19 protein-coding genes and 1 riboswitch are annotated in these 22529 nt (G+C 61.7%); of the genes, 8 read left to right on the top strand and 11 right to left on the bottom strand.

Annotated elements, in window-relative coordinates; all coding sequences use genetic code 11:
• Window positions 1-150: 150 nt before the first annotated feature.
• From V5F23_RS26010 to tkt, 7 genes are all read right to left on the bottom strand, one after another.
• Window positions 151-1386 carry a delta-60 repeat domain-containing protein gene (locus V5F23_RS26010; RefSeq protein ID WP_042729632.1) on the bottom strand — a complete coding sequence of 412 codons (1236 nt, stop codon included), beginning with the start codon at window positions 1384-1386 and terminating at the stop codon, window positions 151-153.
• Between the two features lie 704 nt (window positions 1387-2090).
• Window positions 2091-3155 (bottom strand): class II fructose-bisphosphate aldolase, encoded by a 1065-nt coding sequence (fba, locus tag V5F23_RS26015; RefSeq protein WP_072346296.1) that lies wholly within the window; start codon window positions 3153-3155, stop codon window positions 2091-2093.
• Window positions 3156-3400: 245 nt separating this feature from the next.
• Window positions 3401-3733 carry an MliC family protein gene (locus V5F23_RS26020; RefSeq protein ID WP_042732124.1) on the bottom strand — a complete coding sequence of 111 codons (333 nt, stop codon included), beginning with the start codon at window positions 3731-3733 and terminating at the stop codon, window positions 3401-3403.
• 56 nt (window positions 3734-3789) lie between these two features.
• Window positions 3790-4014 carry a hypothetical protein gene (locus V5F23_RS26025; protein WP_042732123.1) on the bottom strand — a complete coding sequence of 75 codons (225 nt, stop codon included), beginning with the start codon at window positions 4012-4014 and terminating at the stop codon, window positions 3790-3792.
• A 31-nt stretch (window positions 4015-4045) separates the two neighbouring features.
• Window positions 4046-5209 (bottom strand): phosphoglycerate kinase, encoded by a 1164-nt coding sequence (locus V5F23_RS26030; protein ID WP_042732122.1) that lies wholly within the window; start codon window positions 5207-5209, stop codon window positions 4046-4048.
• A gap of 24 nt (window positions 5210-5233) precedes the next feature.
• Entirely contained in the window at window positions 5234-6316 is a 1083-nt protein-coding gene (gene epd, locus V5F23_RS26035; protein WP_042732121.1) for an erythrose-4-phosphate dehydrogenase, read from the bottom strand.
• Window positions 6317-6464: 148 nt separating this feature from the next.
• Entirely contained in the window at window positions 6465-8462 is a 1998-nt protein-coding gene (gene tkt / locus V5F23_RS26040) for a transketolase (protein WP_042732120.1), read from the bottom strand.
• A gap of 271 nt (window positions 8463-8733) precedes the next feature.
• Here tkt and V5F23_RS26045 point away from each other — a divergent pair, with 271 nt between their 5' ends.
• The 4 genes from V5F23_RS26045 (at window position 8734) to V5F23_RS26060 (ending at window position 13274) form a co-directional block, all read left to right on the top strand.
• Complete coding sequence (locus V5F23_RS26045) at window positions 8734-9729, top strand: metalloregulator ArsR/SmtB family transcription factor (RefSeq protein WP_123579163.1); 996 nt, start codon at window positions 8734-8736, stop codon at window positions 9727-9729.
• A 19-nt stretch (window positions 9730-9748) separates the two neighbouring features.
• Window positions 9749-10939, top strand: coding sequence for a methionine adenosyltransferase (metK, locus tag V5F23_RS26050; protein WP_042729543.1), 1191 nt, complete (start codon window positions 9749-9751; stop codon window positions 10937-10939).
• A 175-nt stretch (window positions 10940-11114) separates the two neighbouring features.
• A complete protein-coding gene (ligB, locus tag V5F23_RS26055; RefSeq protein ID WP_042729542.1) occupies window positions 11115-12788 on the top strand; it encodes an NAD-dependent DNA ligase LigB in 1674 nt (557 codons plus the stop codon).
• Window positions 12789-12878: 90 nt separating this feature from the next.
• On the top strand, window positions 12879-13274 hold the full coding sequence (locus V5F23_RS26060; protein WP_042729541.1) for a DUF1090 domain-containing protein: 396 nt from the start codon (window positions 12879-12881) through the stop codon (window positions 13272-13274).
• 91 nt (window positions 13275-13365) lie between these two features.
• Here the strand turns inward: V5F23_RS26060 and V5F23_RS26065 are convergent, their stop codons facing one another.
• Complete coding sequence (locus tag V5F23_RS26065; RefSeq protein ID WP_042729540.1) at window positions 13366-13815, bottom strand: cytochrome c; 450 nt, start codon at window positions 13813-13815, stop codon at window positions 13366-13368.
• A 125-nt stretch (window positions 13816-13940) separates the two neighbouring features.
• Between V5F23_RS26065 and V5F23_RS26070 the strand changes: the two genes are divergently transcribed.
• On the top strand, window positions 13941-15128 hold the full coding sequence (locus V5F23_RS26070; RefSeq protein WP_042729539.1) for an MltA domain-containing protein: 1188 nt from the start codon (window positions 13941-13943) through the stop codon (window positions 15126-15128).
• A gap of 63 nt (window positions 15129-15191) precedes the next feature.
• Here V5F23_RS26070 and V5F23_RS26075 read toward each other — a convergent pair whose 3' ends face one another.
• The gene (locus tag V5F23_RS26075) at window positions 15192-15575 is read right to left on the bottom strand and encodes an MAPEG family protein (protein ID WP_042729538.1); all 384 of its coding nucleotides are present in this window, start codon (window positions 15573-15575) and stop codon (window positions 15192-15194) included.
• Window positions 15576-15944: 369 nt separating this feature from the next.
• Here V5F23_RS26075 and V5F23_RS26080 point away from each other — a divergent pair, with 369 nt between their 5' ends.
• Window positions 15945-17105, top strand: a complete 1161-nt coding sequence (locus tag V5F23_RS26080) for an MFS transporter (protein WP_338496989.1) — start codon at window positions 15945-15947, stop codon at window positions 17103-17105.
• 243 nt (window positions 17106-17348) lie between these two features.
• Window positions 17349-19397 carry a patatin-like phospholipase family protein gene (locus V5F23_RS26085; protein ID WP_237614144.1) on the top strand — a complete coding sequence of 683 codons (2049 nt, stop codon included), beginning with the start codon at window positions 17349-17351 and terminating at the stop codon, window positions 19395-19397.
• Here V5F23_RS26085 and V5F23_RS26090 read toward each other — a convergent pair.
• Entirely contained in the window at window positions 19318-20193 is an 876-nt protein-coding gene (locus V5F23_RS26090) for a formate/nitrite transporter family protein (protein ID WP_042729536.1), read from the bottom strand. The genes V5F23_RS26085 and V5F23_RS26090 overlap by 80 nt on opposite strands.
• 177 nt (window positions 20194-20370) lie before the next feature.
• Window positions 20371-20772 carry a hotdog domain-containing protein gene (locus V5F23_RS26095; protein WP_042729535.1) on the bottom strand — a complete coding sequence of 134 codons (402 nt, stop codon included), beginning with the start codon at window positions 20770-20772 and terminating at the stop codon, window positions 20371-20373.
• Between the two features lie 190 nt (window positions 20773-20962).
• A riboswitch (S-adenosyl-L-homocysteine riboswitch) is annotated at window positions 20963-21069 on the top strand.
• A gap of 23 nt (window positions 21070-21092) precedes the next feature.
• Here V5F23_RS26095 and ahcY point away from each other — a divergent pair.
• Entirely contained in the window at window positions 21093-22502 is a 1410-nt protein-coding gene (gene ahcY / locus V5F23_RS26100; protein WP_042729534.1) for an adenosylhomocysteinase, read from the top strand.
• Window positions 22503-22529 lie beyond the last annotated feature (27 nt).

Genomic DNA, 22529 nt, shown 5'->3' on the forward strand with positions numbered 1-22529 from the left:
TTGACACTTCGTGGCGAGGGAGCTTGCTCCCGCCGGGTCGCGAAGCGGCCCTCGCTTTTCGTCAGACCCAGCGCATGTCCAGGCTTTGCAGCGGCTGCGCCACCAAGCGGGGGCAAGCTCCCTCGCCACGGGGGGGGGCCCTCTCCTGTCTTAAAGCCAATATTTAGAGATGTACTGGCGCTCGAACGGCAATTCTACGTGTAACCGAGTGGCTCCTAGCACCAGAAGATTGCCGTCCGAGGTAAGCGCCAAGCGACTGACTTGCTCAAAGAAACCAGCGTCGACCGTGTGCGTCCAGCCCATGTATTCAGGGCTTCCATCAAAGCTTGGAAAGCCAAAGCTATGGTCAAGGGCACCGCTACGTTCCAAACGAAAAAGCACTCCCTGCTCTAGCCCCGCGGTTTGTCCGCCCACCACGATCTTGCCATCGGTTTGGATGGCGACAGCCTTTGCATCCCCACTGTCGATGCCCAGCTCTATTGCCACAAGCGGTTGCCCGCCGTTGAACGTGTTATCGAAGCTCCCGTCACTGTTGAGGCGCAAGACGACTGCATCAGTGGTATGCGCTCCTTCAATGCCGATTCCTCCAACCGCTACCAGTTTTCCGTCGGACTGCAACGCAAGGGCCTGCAGCATCGCCGGGCGCCCGTCAACGGGTACGAAAGTCACGTATCCTCCACTTCCGAATGCCGGTTCCAGGCATCCATCGAGTCGGTACTTGGCGACCAATGCGCTTTCCCCATTGATGACGCCCGTAGCAAGAATGTGCCCACTGTGCAAGACAACTAGAGGCCCGCGCAGCCCTACAGGCGCCAGAAGCACGACGCCCAATTCACCGAATGAATGATCGATTTCGCCATCAACCGTGAAGCGCATGAGCCAGGATGCTCCACTCGAGTATGGACCATGACCAGCGCCGATCACCCGACCATCAGGCAGAAGGGCAATCCTGGCGGTCGTGAGCATACCGATAGGTACCGGTGCCCAAGCGAAGCCACCGTCGCCAAAATCAGGCTCAAGCACACCTTCCGAAGTGACGCACATCAGGCGCACGGTTGTCTGCTCTCGCCCCAATCCGTAGACCAGAACTTTACCCTCCGCCAGAATCGCAACATCTGTCACACTGAAGAACCCCGAATCAGGCATTTGCAGGCCGCCACCATTGCCATAGCTTTGATCGGGCTTGCCATCCGCTGTAAAGCGCCACAGCTCCAGTTGCAGGCCCGGCGCCATGAATGCTGCGAATATTTTTCCATCCGGCAGCTGGACGACCGAACCGGGAAAACGTTCGGTCTCAACACCGGAGGGGGGCGGAAAAACCAGTGCACCTCGGTCAGCAAAAGCTTCATAAGGACTGCCTGGGTGCAAAGGTACGCTCTGGTTCATGGTCATACTCTCCTGAGTTAGCAGCCTCTTGATGACGTCCCGGACAGATCTGCTCAAACTCGCACTTACGATCCGACTTCTGATGGTGCACGGCGTCGCTTTAACGGTCGTGCTTAAAGTGTCACCCAGGGTTTGCAGTGGCAGCTACTGTCAGGATCGACAGCTGCACAGACAGTTTCCGAATATAAGGTTGCTCCAAACCACCAGAAGTCATCCAAGAGAATGCCCTCAACAACTGCTGGCACGAGGCGTGCATTGGCCATGAACGCAATGAGGGCGTTGAATGGATTCTGTATGTACCGACGCCTTCGCGGGCAAGCCCGCTCCCACAATTGGATCGGGTATTGCCGAAAGAGTCAGGCCGGCTATTAGGCCGCCTCGCGAGCAAGCTTTGCTCCCACAGCCTTAGCCCTACAGACCTTATGAATGTACGACCGCAAGAGCCAGATCGGCTTTAAGGCCGCTTCGGCGAGCTTTTGATCTGGGGGCCCCGTTAACCACGCCTGCGTTCGGGCACACCGAGCCTAGGCGAGGTGCCGAGTGGTGGGGCAAGGCGCTTTTGGTTACTTTTGGCGCCTTTCCAAAAGTAACCCGCTGTAAGAGCGGAACCCTAAGTAGCCGTTACCGCAGCAATGGATATGCCCACAAAACCCCACCCATAAAAAAAACCCGCAAAAATGCGGGTTTTTCCGAAAGCAAAAGACTCAGTTGACCTTGGCGTTCAACTCACCCTTCAAATAGCGCTGGTACATGGCCTCCAGCGAAATCGGTTTGATCTTCGAAGCATTACCCGCCGTACCAAACGCCTCATACCGCGCAATGCAAACGTCACGCATGGCCGTCACGGTGGCGCCGAAGAACTTGCGCGGGTCGAACTCGCTGGGATTGGTCGCCATCAAGCGGCGCATGGCACCGGTGGACGCCAGGCGCAGGTCGGTGTCGATGTTGACCTTGCGCACGCCGTACTTGATGCCTTCGACGATTTCCTCAACCGGCACGCCGTAGGTTTCCTTGATGTCACCGCCGTACTGGTTGATGATCGCCAGCCATTCCTGAGGCACCGAGGACGAACCGTGCATCACCAGGTGGGTGTTGGGGATGCGCTTGTGGATTTCCTTGATGCGGTCGATGGCCAGCACGTCGCCGGTAGGCGGCTTGGTGAACTTGTAGGCGCCGTGGCTGGTGCCGATGGCGATCGCCAGGGCGTCGACCTGGGTCTTCTTGACGAAATCAGCGGCTTCTTCCGGATCGGTCAGCATCTGGCTGTGATCCAGCATGCCTTCGGCGCCGATGCCGTCTTCTTCACCGGCCATGCCGGTTTCCAGCGAACCCAGGCAACCCAGCTCACCTTCCACCGAAACGCCGCAAGCGTGGGCCATGGCGACGGTTTGCTGGGTAACGCGCACGTTGTATTCGTAGTCGGTCGGGGTCTTGCCGTCTTCGCCGAGGGAGCCGTCCATCATCACCGAGCTGAAACCCAATTGGATGGAGCGCTGGCAGACGTCTGGGCTGGTGCCGTGGTCCTGGTGCATGCACACCGGGATATGCGGGAATTCTTCGATGGCGGCCAGGATCAGGTGACGCAGGAACGGTGCACCGGCGTATTTACGCGCGCCGGCCGAAGCCTGGACGATCACCGGGGAGTCAGTCTTGTCAGCGGCTTCCATGATGGCGCGCATCTGCTCAAGGTTGTTGACGTTAAAGGCTGGGACGCCGTAGCCGAACTCGGCTGCGTGGTCCAGCATCTGACGCATGCTGATAAGTGCCATGTGTGTCTCTCTCCCGGTCGAGGGTCGTTAATCGTGCCAGCCTGCCGGAGCGGCGGCGGCTATTCAAGTCATTGCAGGTCGGGGCTTGGCCCTGGCCTGGATGTTTGGTGAAGCAAATGCTCGAAACTGCAGCGGCCCCTTGTGGGAGCGGGCTTGCTCGCGAATGCGGTTTCACATCCAACTAAAATGCAATCTGATCCACTGCATTCGCGAGCAAGCCCGCTCCCACACTGGATCTCTGTGAATCAATCGGCCTTGCAGCCACGCCCAATCAAGTCATTGGTGGCGACCCAATACACCAAGCCTTCCTCACCCTTGACGTGAAACGCCAGCATGTCATCGCTGTACAGCGAGCCTGAGGCGCCCGGCTCCTGCTTCAGGTGGTAGACCTGCTCGGCACCGCCAAGGCGCACGTCGACTTCCTGATGGGCGGCATCGGTGTAGCGCCAGAGCACCTTGGCCTCGCTGTCACAGGTCCAGGTCGTCCAACCCGTAGCAGGCGCGGCCCCGCCCGAAAAACCCAACTGCGCACAACCGGCCAGCACTGCCAACGCCGCAACGGCGATCAAGCCTTTCATCCGTGTTCCTCGACTGACGGCGCACGCCGCCAGCCATGAGTTAAGAGTCAGACCCGTCAAGGACAACCATGTTCCTTGGCCGGGGTTTGCGTCTCGTATTTGTCCAGGCCGTCGGGTCCGGAACGCTTGTTCAGCACCGGATTGGTCTCGGCCTGCCAGTCGGCCTGGTAGCAGCCTTCCTCAGGCGCCGGCGTCCCGGTTTCCGGGGGCGTGGCCTTCGGACTGCCGGAGCAGGCCGCCAACAGCGTCGCCGCCAGCAGCAACGTGAACGTCTTGACCATCAGAACACTCCTTTGCCTGGTCAACGCAGCCTCAGGCCTTGGCCCGGCTTTCCAGGACTTCCACGGCCGGCAGCACTTTGCCCTCGACGAATTCGAGGAACGCGCCACCCCCGGTAGAAATGTAGGAGATCTGCTCGGCCACGCCATATTTATCGATGGCCGCCAGGGTGTCGCCGCCGCCCGCGATGGAAAAGGCCGCGCTCTCGGCGATCGCCTGGGCCAGCACCTTGGTGCCGTTGCCGAACTGGTCGAACTCGAACACGCCCACCGGGCCGTTCCACAGGATCGTCTGGGACGATTTCAACAGTTCGGCGAAGTTGGCCGCGGTTTGCGGGCCGATGTCGAGGATCATGTCGTCTTCGGCCACGTCGGCGATCAGCTTCACGGTCGCGGCAGCGCTTTCGGCGAACTCCTTGGCCACCACCACGTCCACCGGCAACGGCACGCTGACCTTGGCGGCGATGTCCCGGGCCGTGTCCAGCAGGTCCGGTTCATACAGGGACTTGCCGACCGGATGACCGGCCGCCGCGAGGAAGGTGTTGGCGATGCCGCCACCTACGATCAGTTGGTTGCAGACCTGGCTCAGGCTGTTGAGCACATCGAGCTTGGTCGACACCTTGGAGCCGGCGACGATGGCCGCCATCGGCTGGGCCGGGGAGCCCAGTGCCTTGCCCAGCGCGTCCAGTTCGGCGGCCAGCAGCGGGCCGGCGGCGGCGACCTTGGCGAACTTCGCCACGCCATGGGTCGAGCCCTCGGCGCGGTGGGCGGTGCCGAACGCGTCCATCACGAATACGTCGCACAGGGCGGCGTATTGCTGGGCCAGTTCATCGGCGTTCTTTTTCTCGCCCTTGTTGAAGCGTACGTTTTCAAACAGCACGACATCGCCGGCCTTCACGTCCACGCCGCCCAGGTAGTCAACCACCAGAGGCACCTCACGACCCAGGGCACGGCTCAGGTAGTCGGCCACGGGCTTGAGGCTGTTTTCGGCCGAGAACTCGCCTTCGGTCGGGCGGCCCAGGTGGGAGCAGACCATCACGGCCGCGCCTTTTTCCAGGGCCAGCTTGATGGTCGGCAGCGAAGCCAGGATACGTGCGTCGCTGGTGACAACACCGTCCTTGACGGGGACGTTGAGGTCTTCGCGAATCAGTACACGCTTACCTTGCAGATCGAGGTCGGACATCTTCAACACGGTCATGGGTCGCAATTCCTGGGTAACTGTTTAGAGAGCAGGTTTGTTGGAAGCACTGAGCGGGCCAGAATGCGCCGTCGCTGCTTGCAGGTAATGTTCAGCAACGTCGAGCATTCGGTTGGCAAAACCCCATTCGTTGTCGAACCAGGCCAGGATGTTCACGAGCCGCGGCCCGGAAACACGGGTCTGGCTGGCATCGACGATGGCCGAATGGGGGTCATGGTTAAAATCACAGCTGGCATGAGGCAATTCGGTGTAGGCCAGAAGGCCTTTGAGCGGGCCGCTGGTGGCGGCTTCGCGCAGGATCCGGTTGACCTCGGTGGCGTCGGTATCGCTCACGGTCTGCATCGTGATATCGAGGCAGGACACGTTGACCGTCGGCACCCGCACGGCTTTGGCCTGAATTCGCCCCGCAAGTTCCGGCAGCAGCCGTTCGATGCCGCGCGCCAGACCAGTGGACACCGGAATCACCGACTGGAACGCCGAACGGGTGCGGCGCAGGTCTTCGTGGTGATAGGCGTCGATCACCGGCTGATCGTTCATCGCCGAGTGGATGGTGGTGATCGACACGTATTCCAGGCCGATGGCCTGGTCCAGCAGGCGCAACAGCGGCACGCCGCAGTTGGTGGTGCAGGACGCGTTGGACACCAGCAGTTCGTCGCCCGCCAGGCAATCCTGGTTCACGCCGTAGACGATGGTCGCGTCCACATCCGCTTCGCTGGCCATCGGTTGGGAGAACAGCACGCGGGGCGCGCCGGCCGCGAGAAAACGCTGGCCGTCTTCGCGGGTGTGGTAGGCGCCGGAACATTCGAGCACCAGGTCGACGCCCAGGGACGCCCAGTCGATGCCTTCGGGGGTGGCACTGCGCAGGACCTTCACGCAGTCACCATTGATATGCAGACAATCGCCCTCGACCCGCACTTCGCCCGGGAACCGGCCGTGGGTGGAGTCAAAGCGTGTCAGGTATTCGATACTGGCCATGTCGGCCAGATCGTTGATCGCGACAATTTCAAACCCGGCCTTCGCCCCTCGCTCGAACAACGCACGCAAGACGCAACGACCAATCCGGCCGTAGCCGTTGAGTGCAACTTTGTAGGGACGCGGTTGGGGCATGGGGGTCTCTATTACCGTATTGGACCTTCAATCCACTGTCGCCTGGAACACCGTCTTCGCGAGCAAGCCCGCTCCCACATGAGAAGGTAATCCTCTGTGGGAGCGGGCTTGCTCGCGAAGGCGCCGGCCCAGGCGACATCTTTGCGGATCAGTCTTCCAGCAACTCTTCAGCCTGGCCCAGGATGTTGTCCAGGGTGAAGCCGAACTCCTCGAACAGCGCCGGCGCAGGCGCCGATTCGCCGTAGGTGGTCATGCCGATCACGCGACCTTCCAGGCCGACGTACTTGTACCAGTAATCGGCGTGAGCTGCCTCGATGGCGATCCGGGCGCTGACCTGCAGCGGCAGTACCGCCTGCTTGTAGCCGGCGTCCTGGGCGTCAAACACGCTGGTGCACGGCATCGACACCACGCGTACGTTGCGACCCTGCGCGGTCAGCTTGTCGTAGGCCTGGACGGCCAGGCCAACTTCGGAGCCGGTGGCGATCAGGATCAGTTCCGGCTCGCCGATGCAGTCCTTGAGCACGTAGCCACCGCGAGCGATGTCGTCGATCTGGCCGGCTTCGCGCACTTGGTGTTGCAGGTTCTGACGGGAGAAGATCAGCGCCGATGGGCCGTCGTTACGCTCGATCGCGTACTTCCAGGCCACCGCCGACTCCACGGCGTCGCAAGGGCGCCAGGTATCCAGGTTCGGCGTGCAGCGCAGGCTGGCCAGTTGCTCGATCGGCTGGTGAGTCGGGCCGTCTTCGCCCAAGCCGATGGAGTCGTGGGTGAACACGTAGAGCACGCGTTTCTTCATCAGGGCCGACATGCGCACGGCATTGCGGGCGTATTCCATGAACATCAGGAAGGTCGCGCCGTAAGGCACCAGACCACCGTGCAGCGCCACGCCGTTCATGATGGCGCTCATGCCGAATTCACGAACACCGTAGTACATGTAGTTGCCGCTGGCGTCTTCGGCGCTGACACCCTTGCAGCCTTTCCACAGGGTCAGGTTGGAACCGGCCAGGTCGGCCGAACCGCCCAGCAGTTCGGGCAGCAGCGGGCCAAAGGCATTGAGGGTGTTCTGGCTGGCCTTGCGGCTGGCGATGGTCTCGCCCTTGGCCGCGACTTCGGCGATGTACGCCGAGGCCTTGGCGGCGAAGTCGGCCGGCAGCTCGCCGCTGAGGCGACGCACCAGCTCATTGGCCAACTCAGGGAATTCGGCGCTGTAGGCCGCGAAACGCTGGTCCCAATCGGCTTCGACGGCGCGGCCTTTTTCCTTGGCGTCCCACTCGGCATAGATGTCGGCCGGGATTTCGAACGGGCCATGGTTCCACTTCAGCGCCGCGCGGGTCAGGGCGATTTCCTCGGCGCCCAGGGGAGCGCCGTGGCAGTCTTCCTTGCCCTGCTTGTTCGGCGAGCCGAAGCCGATGGTGGTCTTGCAGCAGATCAGGGTCGGCTGGGCACTTTTGCGAGCGGTTTCGATGGCGGTCTTGATCTCTTCCGGGTCATGACCGTCGACGTTGCGGATCACCAGCCAGTTGTAGGCTTCGAAACGCTTGGGGGTGTCGTCGGTGAACCAGCCTTCGACTTCACCGTCGATGGAGATCCCGTTGTCGTCGTAGAAGGCGATCAGCTTGTCCAGGCCCAAGGTGCCGGCCAGGGAGGCGACTTCGTGGGAAATACCTTCCATCATGCAGCCATCACCCAGGAACACGTAGGTGTGGTGATCGACCACGTTATGGCCGGGACGGTTGAACTGCGCCGCCAGGACTTTTTCCGCGAGGGCGAAGCCCACGGCGTTGGCCAGGCCCTGGCCCAGCGGGCCGGTGGTGGTTTCCACGCCTGGGGTGTAGCCGTATTCCGGGTGGCCCGGGGTGCGGCTGTGCAACTGGCGGAAGTTCTTCAGGTCATCGATCGACAGGTCATAGCCGGTCAGGTGCAGCAGCGAGTAGATCAACATCGAGCCGTGGCCGTTGGACAGCACGAAGCGGTCACGGTCGGCGAACGATGGATTGCTCGGGCTGTGCTTGAGGTAGTCGCGCCAAAGCACCTCGGCGATATCCGCCATACCCATAGGGGCACCGGGATGGCCGCTGTTGGCTTTCTGCACGGCATCCATGCTGAGGGCACGAATGGCATTGGCTCGCTCACGACGGCTGGGCATCGCTGATCTCCTGCGGGAATTGAATCGAGAATGAATAAAACGAAACTGAAAAAGGCGAGCATTTTCCCTCACCCACCCGCCCCGGGGCAATGACAGATAGTCATCGGCAGGCGTTTTTCCGGTGGATAAAGTCTCATTCGCCAGGTGAAACCTTTCCGCTGATGGATTGTAGAGTCCGGCACGCGGCGGGAAGTGCCATTTATCAAGCAATATCAAAACTTTTTGATATTGACCTTGCGATGCACCGCCCCCCTCACTAGACTGCCGCCTTATGAACTTACACGTGCCTTCCATTCGCCACGACGATTGCGATGAGCTGGCGGCCCTTTGCAAGGCCGGCGGCGATCCGTTGCGGCTCAATGTATTGCGCGCCCTGGCGAACGACTCGTTCGGCGTGCTGGAACTGGCGCAGATCTTCGGCATCGGCCAGTCCGGCATGAGCCACCACCTCAAGGTCCTGGCCCAGGCCGACCTGGTGGCCACCCGCCGCGAAGGCAACGCCATTTTCTATCGCCGCGCCCTGCCCCACACCGATCTTCTGGGCGGCAAGCTGCACGCCGCGCTGCTGGACGAAGTGGACGCGCTGCAGTTGCCGACGGACGTGCAGGCACGCATCGCACAGGTCCACAAGCAACGGGCCGCCGCCAGCCAGGACTTCTTCGCCCGTGTGGCCGAAAAATTCCGCGCCCAGCAAGACCTGATCGCCGGTCTGCCGCAATACCGCGAAAGCGTGGTGGCGCTGCTGGACAAGCTCGGCTTCGAGCCCACGGCCAGCGCGATCGAAGTCGGCCCTGGCGACGGCGCGTTCCTGCCGGAACTGGCGCGGCGTTTTAACCAGGTCACGGCGCTGGACAACAGCCCGGCCATGCTCGAACTGGCGCGCCAGGTGTGCGAGCGGGAAAACCTGGCTAACGTCAGCCTGCAACTGGCCGATGCCCTGGATGGCCTCAACCAGCAGGCCGACTGCGTGGTATTGAACATGGTGCTCCACCACTTCGCCGCACCGGCCGATGCCCTCAAGCACTTGGCCAGCCTGGTGCAAACGGGCGGCAGTCTGCTGGTAACCGAGTTATGCAGCCACAACCAGAGCTGGGCCAGGGAGGCCTGCGGAGATCTCTGGCTGGGGTTTGAACAGGATGACCTGGCCCGTTGGGCCTCCGCTGCGGGCCTTGTGCCCGGGGAAAGCCTCTATGTGGGCTTACGCAATGGTTTCCAGATCCAGGTTCGCCACTTCCAGCGACCGACTGGCGACACTCACCAACGGTAACTTGTAGGAAAACATCGAGATGAGCGAATACTCCCTTTTCACCTCCGAGTCCGTGTCTGAAGGGCATCCGGACAAAATCGCCGACCAGATTTCCGATGCCGTGCTGGACGCCATCATCGCGGAAGACAAATTCGCCCGCGTGGCGTGCGAGACGCTGGTGAAAACGGGCGTGGCGATCATCGCCGGCGAAGTCACCACCTCGGCCTGGGTCGACCTGGAACAGATCGTCCGTGACGTGATCCTGGGCATCGGCTACAACAGTTCCGACGTCGGCTTCGACGGCGCTACCTGCGGCGTGATGAACATCATCGGCAAGCAATCGGTAGACATCGCCCAAGGCGTTGACCGCAGCAAGCCGGAAGACCAGGGCGCCGGCGACCAGGGCCTGATGTTCGGCTACGCCAGCAACGAAACCGACGTGCTGATGCCAGCCCCGATCACCTTCTCCCACCAGTTGGTCCAGCGTCAGGCCGAAGCCCGCAAATCCGGCCTGCTGCCGTGGTTGCGTCCGGACGCCAAGTCCCAGGTCACCTGCCGTTATGAAAATGGCAAGGTAGTGGGTATCGACGCCATCGTGCTGTCGACCCAGCACAACCCTGAAGTGTCCTACAAAGATCTGCGCGAAGGCGTGATGGAGCTGATCGTCAAGCACGTATTGCCTGCCGAGCTGCTGTCCAAGGACACCCAGTTCCACATCAACCCGACCGGCAACTTCATCATCGGTGGCCCGGTGGGTGACTGCGGCCTGACCGGTCGCAAGATCATCGTCGACAGCTACGGCGGCATGGCCCGTCACGGCGGCGGCGCGTTTTCCGGCAAGGATCCATCCAAGGTCGACCGTTCGGCCGCCTACGCCGGTCGCTACGTCGCCAAGAACATCGTGGCCGCCGGCCTGGCCGAGCGTTGCGAGATCCAGGTTTCCTACGCCATCGGCGTCGCCCAGCCAACGTCGATCTCGCTGAACACCTTCGGCACCGGCAAGATCGGCGACGACAAGATCATCAAGCTGGTGCGTGAAGTGTTCGACCTGCGTCCTTACGCCATCACCACCATGCTCGACCTGCTGCACCCGATGTACCAGGAAACCGCCGCCTACGGCCACTTCGGCCGCACGCCGCAGACCCGTACCGTCGGTGACGATACCTTCACCACCTTCACCTGGGAAAAAACCGACCGCGCCGATGCCCTGCGCGCCGCTGCCGGCCTGTAATACCCGCGTGACATGAAAAAGCCCCTGGCGACCCGGTTGCCAGGGGCTTTTTCATGCCCGGCGCTTTGTATGCCGCCAGGGCAATCAGGCGGGTAAAACCCGGTAACGCTCTCGACCGCCCAGTGCGCGCGACAGTGACTAGCCTTCAAGTCACTCAACGAGCAAGGATGCCTCGATGCCACTGCCCGCATTTGTATTCATCGGTCTTCTATTCACCACCCTACCCGTCACTGCGGTGCCCTGCCCAACCTGGCCCGAGGAACGCGCCCAGGCCGAGGTGGCCGCCGTGCAGCAACAAATCGACAGCTGGGACGACAGCTATCACCGCGAGGGGCGCGCAGAGGTCGCCGATGAACTGTACGACCAGGCCCGCGAGCAACTGGAGCAATGGCGCAAATGCCTGGGCCTGGAGAAGCCCGCGAGCCCATTGCGCACGGCTGGTGGAAAGGTCGCGCACCCGGTGGCCCACACCGGCTTGGACAAACTCAAGGATGCCGACGCCGTGCAAGCCTGGCTGCAGGATCGAGAAGACGTCTGGGCCCAGCCGAAAGTCGATGGCGTAGCCGTTACGCTGATCTACCGCAAGGGCCGGCTGCACCAGGCGATCAGCCGCGGCGATGGCGTACAGGGACACGACTGGACTGCGAACGCGCGAAAGATCGGCGCCATCCCCCAGCACTTGCAGCAACGTTCGGACGTGCGAGTTCAGGGCGAGTTGTATTGGCGCCTGAATGCCCACGTCCAGGCACAAAGCGGCAGCCTCAACGCCCGCGGGACGGTGGCGGGACTGATGGCGCGCCAGCATTTGACGGCGCAGGAGGCGGCGGGGATCGGTCTGTTTGCCTGGGACTGGCCAGAAGGGCCCGACACCCTGACCGAACGGATGACGGCCTTGGGCAAGCTGGGTTTTGCCGACACCCTCACATACAACCAGCCTGTCCACACCCTGGCCGACGCCGAGCATTGGCGCGATCACTGGTATCGCACGCCACTGCCGTTTGCCAGCGATGGGATCGTCCTGCGCCAGAGCCGCCGTCCACCCGCCGACCGCTGGCAGGCCCGGGCACCGTTCTGGAGCGTGGCCTGGAAGTACCCCCACGCCCAGGCGCTGGCCGAAGTACGCAAAGTGCGCTTCAAGATCGGGCGCACCGGGCGGATCACACCGCTGCTGGAACTTGAACCGACCCTGCTCGACGACCGGCTCATCCGCCGGGTGAGTGTCAGCTCCCTCAAGCGCTGGGAAGCATTGGACATCCGGCCCGGCGACCGAGTCGCCATCAGCCTGGCCGGGTTGACGATTCCGCGTCTCGACGACGTCGTGCTGCGCGGCGCCATGCGTGACGCCATCGACGTACCGGTGGCAACCGATTATCACCCGTTGAGCTGCTGGCAACCGACGCCCGGCTGCGAAAGCCAATTCCTCGCACGCCTGAACTGGCTCAGCGGCAAGCAGGGGCTCGCCCTGCCCCACGTCGGCCCCGGCACCTGGGAAAAACTCCTGGCGGCCGGTCGACTCGACGGATTGCTGGATTGGATGACCCTCGATGCCGCCGAGCTTGCTAACATGACCGGCTTCGGCGAACGCAGCAGCACCCGCCTGCTCGCCAGTCTGCATGGCGCCCGGCAGCGGCCTTTTCGGCAATGGCTCAAGGCCCTCGGCCTACCGCCCGTTGGCGAGGCACGGCTGGAAGGCCCCTGGCAGGCGCTGGCCGAGCGCAGCACCGAACAATGGCAAGCCGAAACGGGTATTGGACCGGGGCGCGCCGCGCAATTGAGCGCGTTTTTTGGCGACCCTCAGGTGCAAGCCTTGAGTGACGTGTTACGCGCCGCCGGAGTCGACGGGTTCTGATCCGTACCCGTGTGGTTGAACCCAAGGGGCCCCTGGGGGCTCCAACTGCGCATCTGAACCGACCGCTCGCGATTTAATTACGGAGTTGCTATGAATTTCCTGTCCCCCGCCGCCCTGCTGGTCCTGTGCAGCGCCATGGCCACGCCGCTGATGGCGGACGAGCAAGCCCCGGAGCTCACCGGCTGCGCGGCCAAGCGCCAGGGCATCATCAACCAGATCGAACTGGCCAAGTCCCGTGGCAACCAGGATCAGCAAGCCGGCCTGGAGACGGCGCTGAGCGAGGTCACCACCCATTGCACCGACGCGTCCTTGCGCAAGGAGCGTGAAAACAAGGTGCTCGAGGCCAAGCACGAAGTCAGCCGACGCCAGGCCGACCTGGAAAAAGCCATGAAGAAAGGCGACGCCGAGCGGATCAACAAACGCAAGGACAAGCTGGCGACCTCCCGCAAGGAGTTGCAGGAAGCCGTGGATGAGCTGGACAAATAAGCGGCAAGTTTCAAGCTAAAGGCGTCAAGTTATGGCGAACCGCTAGCCTTTTACTTGCCGCTTGTGGCTGGCCACTCGAAGCTGCTCTATTTCAATGATCGCGAAATTCCTTATGGCAGGCACTGCACGCATCTTCGACCTTCTGCACCGCCGGCCCCAGGTTGCTGGCCTTGTAGGGCTGGACCTGGCTGACCGTCACCAATTCGCCGGTCGCCACCTCAAGGTTGCGGGCCAGTTCCTGGAAACGTGCCTGTTTCTGCCAGACCTCATCCCGGGCGCTGGTGTGGTCTTGCTCGCGCACTGGCGGGAAGTGCTTCCACGGCTCATGGGACAGTCGATCGAGCTGCACCGCGCCCTCGGCGAAACGCGTGCCGTCGAACGGGACCCGACCACGCAGCATGCCGCCCAGTTCTTCGTTGGTCTTGAGCATCTGTTTGAAAATCGCCTTGCGCTGGCCCAAGGGAGAGTTGGGATCGACGCCGCCACAAGCGGACAACAGCAGGCAGGCCAGCATGACCATGGAAAATCGTTTTACAAACATCTTGGCCTCGGGACAGGAAACGGCGGTTAGTATCCTCGCGTCATCGGTAAAGACCAATGGCCCCATCAACAATACGGGTTGTTCACGCGCCTGACAGCGTTTGAATGACTGCAAGGGAAATCTTCATGAACAGTCGCTCCAAGACCTGGCACCTGGGCCTGGCGTTGACCTTGCCGCTACTCGCTGTGCTGGCCGGCTGCAACCGCGGCGAAAAAACCGAAGCGCCCCAGACCCACGCCCTCGCCACGTATGCCAGCGCGCCATGGGAAGCGCTGCCGCCTGTGTCCGACCAGGATCTGTTGGCCGGTTTCGCCTCCTGGCGCAGCGCCTGTACCCGGCTCAAGGCCGATGCGAATTGGGGCCCGACCTGCGCGGCGGCGGCTACGGTGCCGCAGACCGCCACGGCTGTGCGCAACTTCCTCAAGCAAAACCTGGACGTCTATGGCCTGCGCTCGGGCGACAACAGCCCCAACGGCCTGATCACCGGCTATTACGAGCCGGTCTACCCCGGCAGCCTCACCCAGACCGCCAGCGCGAACATCCCGGTGTACGGCGTGCCCGACGACATGATCATCGTGGCCCTGGACAGCATCTACCCCGAACTCAAGGGTAAGCGCCTGCGCGGACGTCTCGAAGGTCGCGTGCTCAAGCCCTACGACGACGCCGCCACCATCGAAACCCAGGGCGTGAAGGCGCCGGTGATCGCCTGGCTGACAGACCCGATGAACCTGCAATTCCTGCAAATCCAGGGTTCGGGGCGGATTCGCCTCGATGACGGCCGCCAGTTGCGCATCGGCTATGCCGACCAGAATGGCCACCCTTACCGGCCCATCGGCCGCTGGCTGGCGGAACAGGGCGAGCTGAAGAAAGAAGACGTGACCATGGGTACCATCGCCGCCTGGGCCAAGGCCAACCCGAAGCGGATCCCGGAGTTGCTGGGCAGCAACCCCAGCTACGTGTTTTTCAACCGCAACCCCGACAGCAACGAAGGCCCGCGAGGCTCGCTGAACGTGCCGCTGACCGCCGGCTACAGCGTGGCGGTGGACCGCAAGGTGATTCCGTTGGGCAGCCTGTTGTGGCTGTCCACGACGCGCCCCGACGGCAGTGCCTTGAACCGCCCCGTCGCCGCCCAGGACACCGGTGGCGCAATCACCGGAGAAGTACGTGCGGACCTGTTCTGGGGCACCGGGGACGCCGCCGGGCAGTTGGCCGGGGACATGAAGCAGCAGGGCCAGATCTGGATGCTATGGCCCAAAGGAATGCCATTGCCGCAAGTGCCACAGGTGGCGAATGCGGTCAGCGCCAATCCCTGAGGGTTTTGGCGCCAGCGGTCCCCTCTTGGCGAGCAAGCCAGCATCAGGCCCCAGCAGCCAGGCTCAAACCGAAACGAAGAAGAAACTCAACACCAATCCCACGCCCACGAACCACACCAGCGAACGCAGGATCGCCCAGTCGGCCAGGTAGCAAATGATGTAGAGCAGGCGGCTGGTGATGAACAGCACCGCCAACACATTGATCGTCACCAGCTCGGCATTGCCGGCCAGGTGCGCGACGATCACGGCGGCAGCGAACGCCGGGGCGATTTCGAAGCTGTTGAGCTGTGCGGCATAGGCGCGCCGCGGCCAGCCGTCGAGCGATTCGAGAAAATCCCGAGGGTCGTGGTTGTCCTGCAACCGATACCTGCCGCCTATCTTGGCAAGACCGATACACAGGTAAGGCAGGATGATCGCAATCAAAATACACCACAGGGCCACCGTCATGACGCAGTTCCTTTTTTTAAGTGTTATGGACAATCGAGCATCAGGGCGCCGGTCAGAACATCACCACCGACGTGCCAATCCGCACCGGCCCGCAGCCTAAGAGCCGCGGCCGGGCAAAAGGTTCTTTCAGGCCATGCACGCCGTTGCGGGCATGGCATCCCCCCTGTCCGGTTTCACGCCCGCAAGGGCACAAATTGATTCGCGATCCCGGGACAGCTGTTTATACTGCACGCAACCACGCCGCACTCAGTTGCGCATGCACCTATTCCAATAATTTCCAATAATTGTGCCGATATCCGCGCCCTTCGAGCCGGACGTCGGCCTGCGTATGCCTGAACCGCGTCAAGACTATAGACAGAGACCCTGCGCATGCCACTCGCCTTGCTTGCTTTGGCCGTCGCCGCTTTCGGCATCGGCACGACTGAATTCGTCATCATGGGGCTGCTGCCCGACGTCGCCCGAGACCTGGCAGTGAGCATTCCCCAGGCCGGGTTGCTGATCACCGGCTACGCCCTGGGCGTGGTGTTCGGTGCGCCGATCCTGGCCATCGGCACCGCCAACATGCCGCGCAAAGCCACATTGCTGGGCATGACGTTGATGTTCATTCTTGGCAACGTGCTCTGCGCCCTGGCGCCGAACTACGCCACGCTGATGGCCGCCAGGGTCATCACGGCGCTGTGCCACGGGGCGTTCTTTGGCATCGGTTCGGTGGTGGCTGCCGGGCTCGTCGCTCCGAACAAGCGGGCCCAGGCGATTGCCATGATGTTCACCGGCCTGACCCTGGCCAACGTGCTGGGCGTGCCGCTGGGCACGGCCCTGGGTCAATACGCCGGCTGGCGCTCGACGTTCTGGGCGGTGGCGGTCATCGGCGTGATCGCCGCCATCGCCCAATGGGTCTGGCTGCCCAAGGCAATCCCCATGGACAAAGCCAACCTGGCCAGCGAGTTCAAGGTGCTGGGCAAGGTCAACGTGTTGTTGGCCCTGGGCATGAGCGTGCTGGCCTCCACCAGCCTGTTCAGCGTGTTCACCTACATCGCGCCGATCCTGCAGGACATCACCGGCGTCAGCCCCCACGGCATCACGGTCATGCTGCTGTTGTTCGGCGTCGGCCTGACGGCGGGCAGTTTCCTGGGTGGGCGCCTGGCCGACCGCCGCCTGTTGCCAGCGCTGGTGGCGATGACCTTGGCCGTGGTGCTGGTCCTGGCCGCGTTCAGCCAGACCAGCCATTCGGTAATTGCGGCGGCGATCACTCTGGTGCTGTGGGGCATCTTCGCCTTCGCCCTGTGCCCGATCCTGCAACTGCTGATCATCGACCAGGCCCATGAAGCGCCGAACCTCGGCTCGACCCTGAACCAGAGCGCATTCAACCTCGGCAACGCCGCGGGCGCGTGGATCGGTGGCCTGGTGGTCGCCAGCGGCGCGGATCTGGCGGACCTGCCGTGGACCGGGGCCCTGGTCGGCGGCCTGACGACGTTGACGGCGTTGTTCTTTATTTATCGACAGCGGCGCCTGGCTGCAGTCGCTGCCTGAGGCGACGGAAACCTGCCCTGCCGGCGACAGAATGGGCAACGCATGCTGTAAGACATTGCCAACCTGCTTGCAGGCTATTTTACGTACCGGCTAGGAGCCTCATTCCAGAGCGCTTTCGGAGACAGAGGCTGACGGCCCGCCGCGCGCGGCAGATGTTTTTCCAGTTGCGTCGCGCCACCGGCAGGCCTCCAATTCTCTTTACAGTTCCGTCCTTTCCCTTTCAGGTCAAAGGAACGAACCAGAATGCCATTAATCACTGGGCTCAAACTTTTCTCCACTATTCATCCAAAGGACCCAGCCAACAGCTCATCACAGCAAACGGCCCTGAAAAATGTGGATTGGAGTGGTTTCAGCCAGGGCATCAATGAGCGAGCAAACCCCGGGCGAGCCTGCCTGCTGGTATGCGGTGTGACAGACCGTCGGATGTCGATCGTTCTTCATGAGGACGGCAGCGTCAAAATCAGCATGGACCGGCCTCCCATTGACGATGTAAGCATGAGCGGTGGCGGTGCCAAAGGGGTGGCCAATTCCGGGCTCGTCAAGACACTTACCGAAAACAATGTCATGGATCTTGTCCGAAGGTTTTCAGGGTCTTCCGCAGGCGCCATATCAGCCGCCTTACTCGCCAGCGGCATGAGTCATGCGGATTTCGACAGGATCTCCGACTACGTTTCCCTCGTCTCGTTACTCAACAGTACCCAACCTGACCTTGCCGCCGAACAGGATGAATGGTCGAGGATGGGCAAGAACATGAACGCCATCCCACTGGCTCAATTGCTTTGCGATCTGCTGCCACGCCTGGGTTCCAAGGGAATGCCGCTGGAAGAGTTGATCAGGAAAGAAAGCTATAAGTCACTTTTGCAGCATTGCGTCCAAGGGCCGCTTTCTGAACAGGTGCATAAAGCCGTCGAAAATGTGAAACACAACCAATACGTCACCTTTGCCGACCTGGCGACATTGAGCAAGGAAATCCCGCAAATCAAATCCTTGGAAATCACCGGCACCGCCATGTTCGATAGCGGTGCGCAACTGGTGGTCTTCAGTGCGGACCTGACGCCTGACATGGACATTGCCGTGGCCGCGCATATCTCCGCAGCGCTGCCGGTGGTATTCAGCAAACCGACCTTGCAAGGACAGCCCTTTCAACCGGCAGACGCAACCACTGCATTTGCAGATGGTGGCATCCTGAACAACACACCGATACCAGCCTTGTACAACCCGATGCCCCAAATGAGCCCGATCCCGGAGGGGGAGCCTTTGATCCTGGTGTTCGAGACGGACGAATCGAATCAGAAAAAGCCACGAGGAACGGGAGTATCAGCCCTGGTCGACAAATTCCTCAAGGCTCCACATACGGCACTCTCCGCATTGAATTCCGAACGAATGAAGCCTTTTGCCGACCAGACCATCGTCGTTCCGCTGAAAACCGATAAAGGCGATTACCGTGGTGTGTTTACTGGAACGGTTTACTTCAGTATGCCCACGGAGGTGAAGAATCATCTTCAGGAAGAACTGCGCAAGGCTGTCCAATCCCATCTGGACAAACGCAATGCCACCCAGCAGACCTTCTGGTTTGCTTCGCTCGAGGCAGCCCTGCTGGCACTGGGCGACAAAGAGTTCGACCAACTGGGCGCAGAATTGAAAGGCAACGAAGCCTATGACGAAGTGGCTGCCTTCAGGCAGCAGGCCCAACAAACGCTGGCAAGTCTCAAGAGCGCGATCAAGGAGGCCAACATGACATCCACCCGGCTTGAACCCACTCCACAGATACGCGAGGCCATCGGGACTCTGGATCAGTTGGCGGACAACGCCGGGAAACTGGAGTGGCTGGCAAAACGCATTAACCACCGCAACGACCCGGACTTCATGCAATTGCTGCAAGCGGCCGCCCGTTGGGACAGCGGTGCGACGACCGGCGTCTCAGAGGTGACCCGTCAAGCCATCGAGGAAATGGACCGACGCGACCTTGCTACTCGTGTCGATAATGTCGTGCGAGACGTACTACAGATCTCCCGGTTTCTCGGCGGCCAGCACGACTCGAACCTCAAGCTGCTAGAGGGGGCCATCCGCGACTTGAGGGACGTGCAAACCCCAGAAGCTTTCAACAATGCACTCGAGCGGGTCATTGCCAACTACACATCACGCTATACGGGACTGAAACCCTTCAGTTCAAAAACGGTTGAGCAATTGCGTAACTGGCGGATCAAACCACCTATTCGGGATCTCCAGGCCTTGCAGACGACGTCTTATCTTTCGGAGGTCCCTCTTCGCTTCGAATCTGCGCGTGGCTGAGCAAGGCAAAGATAAAGCTGCCACCGACAATGTTGCCCGCCAGCGTCGGCCCGGCAAACACCATCCAGAAATCTTCCCAGGGCAGCTCGCCGGCAAACACCAGGTACGACACCTCGGCCGAGCCGACGACAATGTGGGTGAAATCGCCGAGCGCCATCAGGTAGGTGATGAGGATGATGGTCCACATCTTGGCGCTTTCCATGGAGGGGATCATCCAGACCATGGTGGCGATCATCCAGCCGGAAATGATGCCCTTGGCGAACATCTGGCCAGCGTCGTTTTCCATGACCTTGCGACCGATCTCCAGGAAAGCGAGGTCGGTGCGCGGGTCGAAGATCGGCAGGTGCAGCATCACGTAGGCTACCAGCAGGGTGCCGCACAGGTTGCCCACCAGCACCACGCCCCAGAGCCGCAGCAATCGTCCGAAATTGGCCAGGGTGGGTTTGCTCATGACCGGCAACACGGCGGTCAGGGTGTTTTCGGTGAACAATTGCTGGCGGGCAAGGATCACCGCGAGAAAGCCGGCGCAGTAGCCGAAACTGGCGATCACCTTGAAGCCTTCGTGGTCCGGCAGCCGGGAGTTGAGCAAGCCCATCGCCATCAGCGACAGGCCCATGGTCAGCCCGGCCGCCAGGGCCGACCACCAGAGCGCGGCAATGCTGCGCTCCAGTTCCTGGTCGCCCTGGGTGCGGATGATTTCGTGCAGCACCGCTGCCCGTGGCGGCTGGTTGCGGTCGACTTCCTGCTGTTCCTGAGCCGAAAGGTCAGGGGTCTTGCCGTCTTTATGAGTGTCCATACAGCTCCTGAACCGGTGGCGTGATGTAGCTACGACAGGCGGCGTTCGGAGCTGTTCAGTCACCTGGGCCTGAAACCGCTATCGCGAGCAAGCTCGCTCCCACAGGGAGTTTGGTGCCCGATTTCACCGCAGCCCCTTGTGGGAGCGAGCTTGCTCGCGATAGCAGCACCGCCGATCTCACTCGACGACAGCATCCTGGAACTGATCCTTGACGTACTTGATCTCGGTACGGCCATGGGGCGCCGGCAGGCCATCCTCGCCAAGATTGACGAAGACCATCTTCTCCACGGTCAGGATGCTCTTGCGGGTGATTTTGTTGCGCACCTCGCATGTCAGGGTGATGGAGGTACGGCCAAACTCGGTGGCGGTGATCCCCAGCTCGATGATGTCGCCCTGGCGCGAGGCGCTGACAAAGTTGATCTCCGAGATGTACTTGGTGACCACGCGCTGGTTGCCGAGCTGGACGATGGCATAGATGGCCGCCTCTTCGTCGATCCAGCGCAGCAGGCTGCCGCCGAACAGCGTGCCGTTGGGGTTGAGGTCTTCGGGCTTGACCCATTTGCGGGTGTGGAAATTCATGTTCACTCCTGAGTGTCTGGCCGATGAATGGCTGCATCATGGCAGACCGGCCGGTCAGGCTCTACGTCGCGGGTCCTATAACGACCATCGGCAATTTTGATTTGCCGACAGAAACCCTTTGGAAGATCGGCCGAGCCCGTTATAATCGCCACCGCTTCAACCGGTCCTCGCTTTGGACCGTTCCCGCCACCTGTCCGAGGGGCGCTGCAGCAGGCTCGACCTGTCAGGCTCGGATGGGGCGTTGTTCACACGGGGCAACCTGCATGGACACTAAACGCACAACGGCGCCCATTCGCATACATTACGAATGGAGGCTCTTCATGAGCGCTGTTATCACGCCTGCAGATTTTAACGACTACAAAGTTGCCGACATGTCCCTGGCCGCCTGGGGCCGTCGCGAAATCATCATCGCCGAATCCGAAATGCCAGCCCTGATGGGCCTTCGCCGCAAATACGCCGGCGAGCAACCGCTCAAGGGCGCGAAGATCCTCGGCTGCATCCACATGACCATCCAGACCGCCGTGCTGATCGAAACCCTGGTAGCCCTGGGTGCCGAAGTGCGCTGGTCGTCCTGCAACATCTTCTCGACCCAGGACCAGGCCGCCGCCGCCATTGCCGCCGCCGGTATCCCGGTGTTCGCCTGGAAAGGCGAGACCGAGCAAGAGTACGAGTGGTGCCTGGAGCAGACCATCCTCAAGGATGGCCAGCCATGGGACACCAACATGATCCTCGACGACGGCGGCGACCTGACCGAGCTGCTGCACAAGAAATACCCGGCCGTGCTCGAACACGTCCACGGCGTGACCGAAGAGACCACCACCGGCGTGCACCGCCTGCTGGACATGCTGGCCAAGGGCGAACTGAAAATCCCGGCCATCAACGTCAATGACTCGGTGACCAAGAGCAAGAACGACAACAAGTACGGCTGCCGTCACAGCCTCAACGACGCCATCAAGCGCGGCACCGACCACCTGTTGTCGGGCAAGCAGGCGCTGGTGATCGGCTACGGTGACGTGGGCAAGGGCTCGGCCCAGTCCCTGCGCCAGGAAGGCATGATCGTCAAGGTCTCGGAAGTCGACCCGATCTGCGCCATGCAGGCCTGCATGGACGGTTTCGAGCTGGTTTCGCCGTTCATCGACGGGATCAACGACGGCACCGAAGCGAGCGTCGACAAGGCCCTGCTGGGCAAGATCGATCTGATCGTGACCACCACCGGTAACGTCAATGTCTGCGACGCGAACATGCTCAAGGCCCTGAAGAAGCGCGCCGTGGTGTGCAACATCGGTCACTTCGACAATGAAATCGACACCGCCTTCATGCGCAAGCACTGGGCCTGGGAAGAAGTGAAGCCGCAGGTCCACAAGGTACACCGCACCGGCACCGGCAGCTTCGACCCACAGAACGACGACTACCTGATCCTGTTGGCCGAAGGCCGCTTGGTCAACCTGGGCAACGCCACTGGCCACCCGAGCCGGATCATGGACGGTTCGTTCGCCAACCAGGTCCTGGCCCAGATCTTCCTGTTCGGCCAGAAATACGCCGACCTGTCGCCTGCCCAGAAAGCCGAACGCCTGACCGTGGAAGTATTGCCGAAGAAACTCGACGAAGAAGTGGCGCTGGAAATGGTCCGCGGCTTCGGCGGCGTGGTCACCAAGCTGACCAAGCAACAGGCTGACTACATCGGCGTCACCGTCGAAGGCCCGTTCAAGCCGCACGCCTACCGCTACTGATCGGCGCTACTGCCTGCTCTCTCTGTG

The sequence above is a fragment of the Pseudomonas sp. WP18 genome, assembly GCF_036689585.1.
Classification (GTDB): domain Bacteria; phylum Pseudomonadota; class Gammaproteobacteria; order Pseudomonadales; family Pseudomonadaceae; genus Aquipseudomonas; species Aquipseudomonas chlororaphis_E.

Bases quoted from the DNA above. Each gene is read 5' to 3' on its own strand.
- ligB (WP_042729542.1), top strand. From the start codon at position 11,115: ATGCCACTGCCCGCATTTGTATTCATCGGTCTTCTATTCACCACCCTA.
- V5F23_RS26025 (WP_042732123.1), bottom strand. From the start codon at position 4,014: ATGGTCAAGACGTTCACGTTGCTGCTGGCGGCGACGCTGTTGGCGGCC.
- epd (WP_042732121.1), bottom strand. From the start codon at position 6,316: ATGCCCCAACCGCGTCCCTACAAAGTTGCACTCAACGGCTACGGCCGG.
- V5F23_RS26085 (WP_237614144.1), top strand. From the start codon at position 17,349: ATGCCATTAATCACTGGGCTCAAACTTTTCTCCACTATTCATCCAAAG.
- V5F23_RS26065 (WP_042729540.1), bottom strand. From the start codon at position 13,815: ATGTTTGTAAAACGATTTTCCATGGTCATGCTGGCCTGCCTGCTGTTG.
- V5F23_RS26090 (WP_042729536.1), bottom strand. From the start codon at position 20,193: ATGGACACTCATAAAGACGGCAAGACCCCTGACCTTTCGGCTCAGGAA.
- tkt (WP_042732120.1), bottom strand. From the start codon at position 8,462: ATGCCCAGCCGTCGTGAGCGAGCCAATGCCATTCGTGCCCTCAGCATG.
- V5F23_RS26080 (WP_338496989.1), top strand. From the start codon at position 15,945: ATGCCACTCGCCTTGCTTGCTTTGGCCGTCGCCGCTTTCGGCATCGGC.
- V5F23_RS26020 (WP_042732124.1), bottom strand. From the start codon at position 3,733: ATGAAAGGCTTGATCGCCGTTGCGGCGTTGGCAGTGCTGGCCGGTTGT.
- V5F23_RS26045 (WP_123579163.1), top strand. From the start codon at position 8,734: ATGAACTTACACGTGCCTTCCATTCGCCACGACGATTGCGATGAGCTG.
- metK (WP_042729543.1), top strand. From the start codon at position 9,749: ATGAGCGAATACTCCCTTTTCACCTCCGAGTCCGTGTCTGAAGGGCAT.
- V5F23_RS26060 (WP_042729541.1), top strand. From the start codon at position 12,879: ATGAATTTCCTGTCCCCCGCCGCCCTGCTGGTCCTGTGCAGCGCCATG.
- V5F23_RS26095 (WP_042729535.1), bottom strand. From the start codon at position 20,772: ATGAATTTCCACACCCGCAAATGGGTCAAGCCCGAAGACCTCAACCCC.
- V5F23_RS26075 (WP_042729538.1), bottom strand. From the start codon at position 15,575: ATGACGGTGGCCCTGTGGTGTATTTTGATTGCGATCATCCTGCCTTAC.
- V5F23_RS26030 (WP_042732122.1), bottom strand. From the start codon at position 5,209: ATGACCGTGTTGAAGATGTCCGACCTCGATCTGCAAGGTAAGCGTGTA.
- V5F23_RS26010 (WP_042729632.1), bottom strand. From the start codon at position 1,386: ATGAACCAGAGCGTACCTTTGCACCCAGGCAGTCCTTATGAAGCTTTT.
- V5F23_RS26070 (WP_042729539.1), top strand. From the start codon at position 13,941: ATGAACAGTCGCTCCAAGACCTGGCACCTGGGCCTGGCGTTGACCTTG.
- fba (WP_072346296.1), bottom strand. From the start codon at position 3,155: ATGGCACTTATCAGCATGCGTCAGATGCTGGACCACGCAGCCGAGTTC.
- ahcY (WP_042729534.1), top strand. From the start codon at position 21,093: ATGAGCGCTGTTATCACGCCTGCAGATTTTAACGACTACAAAGTTGCC.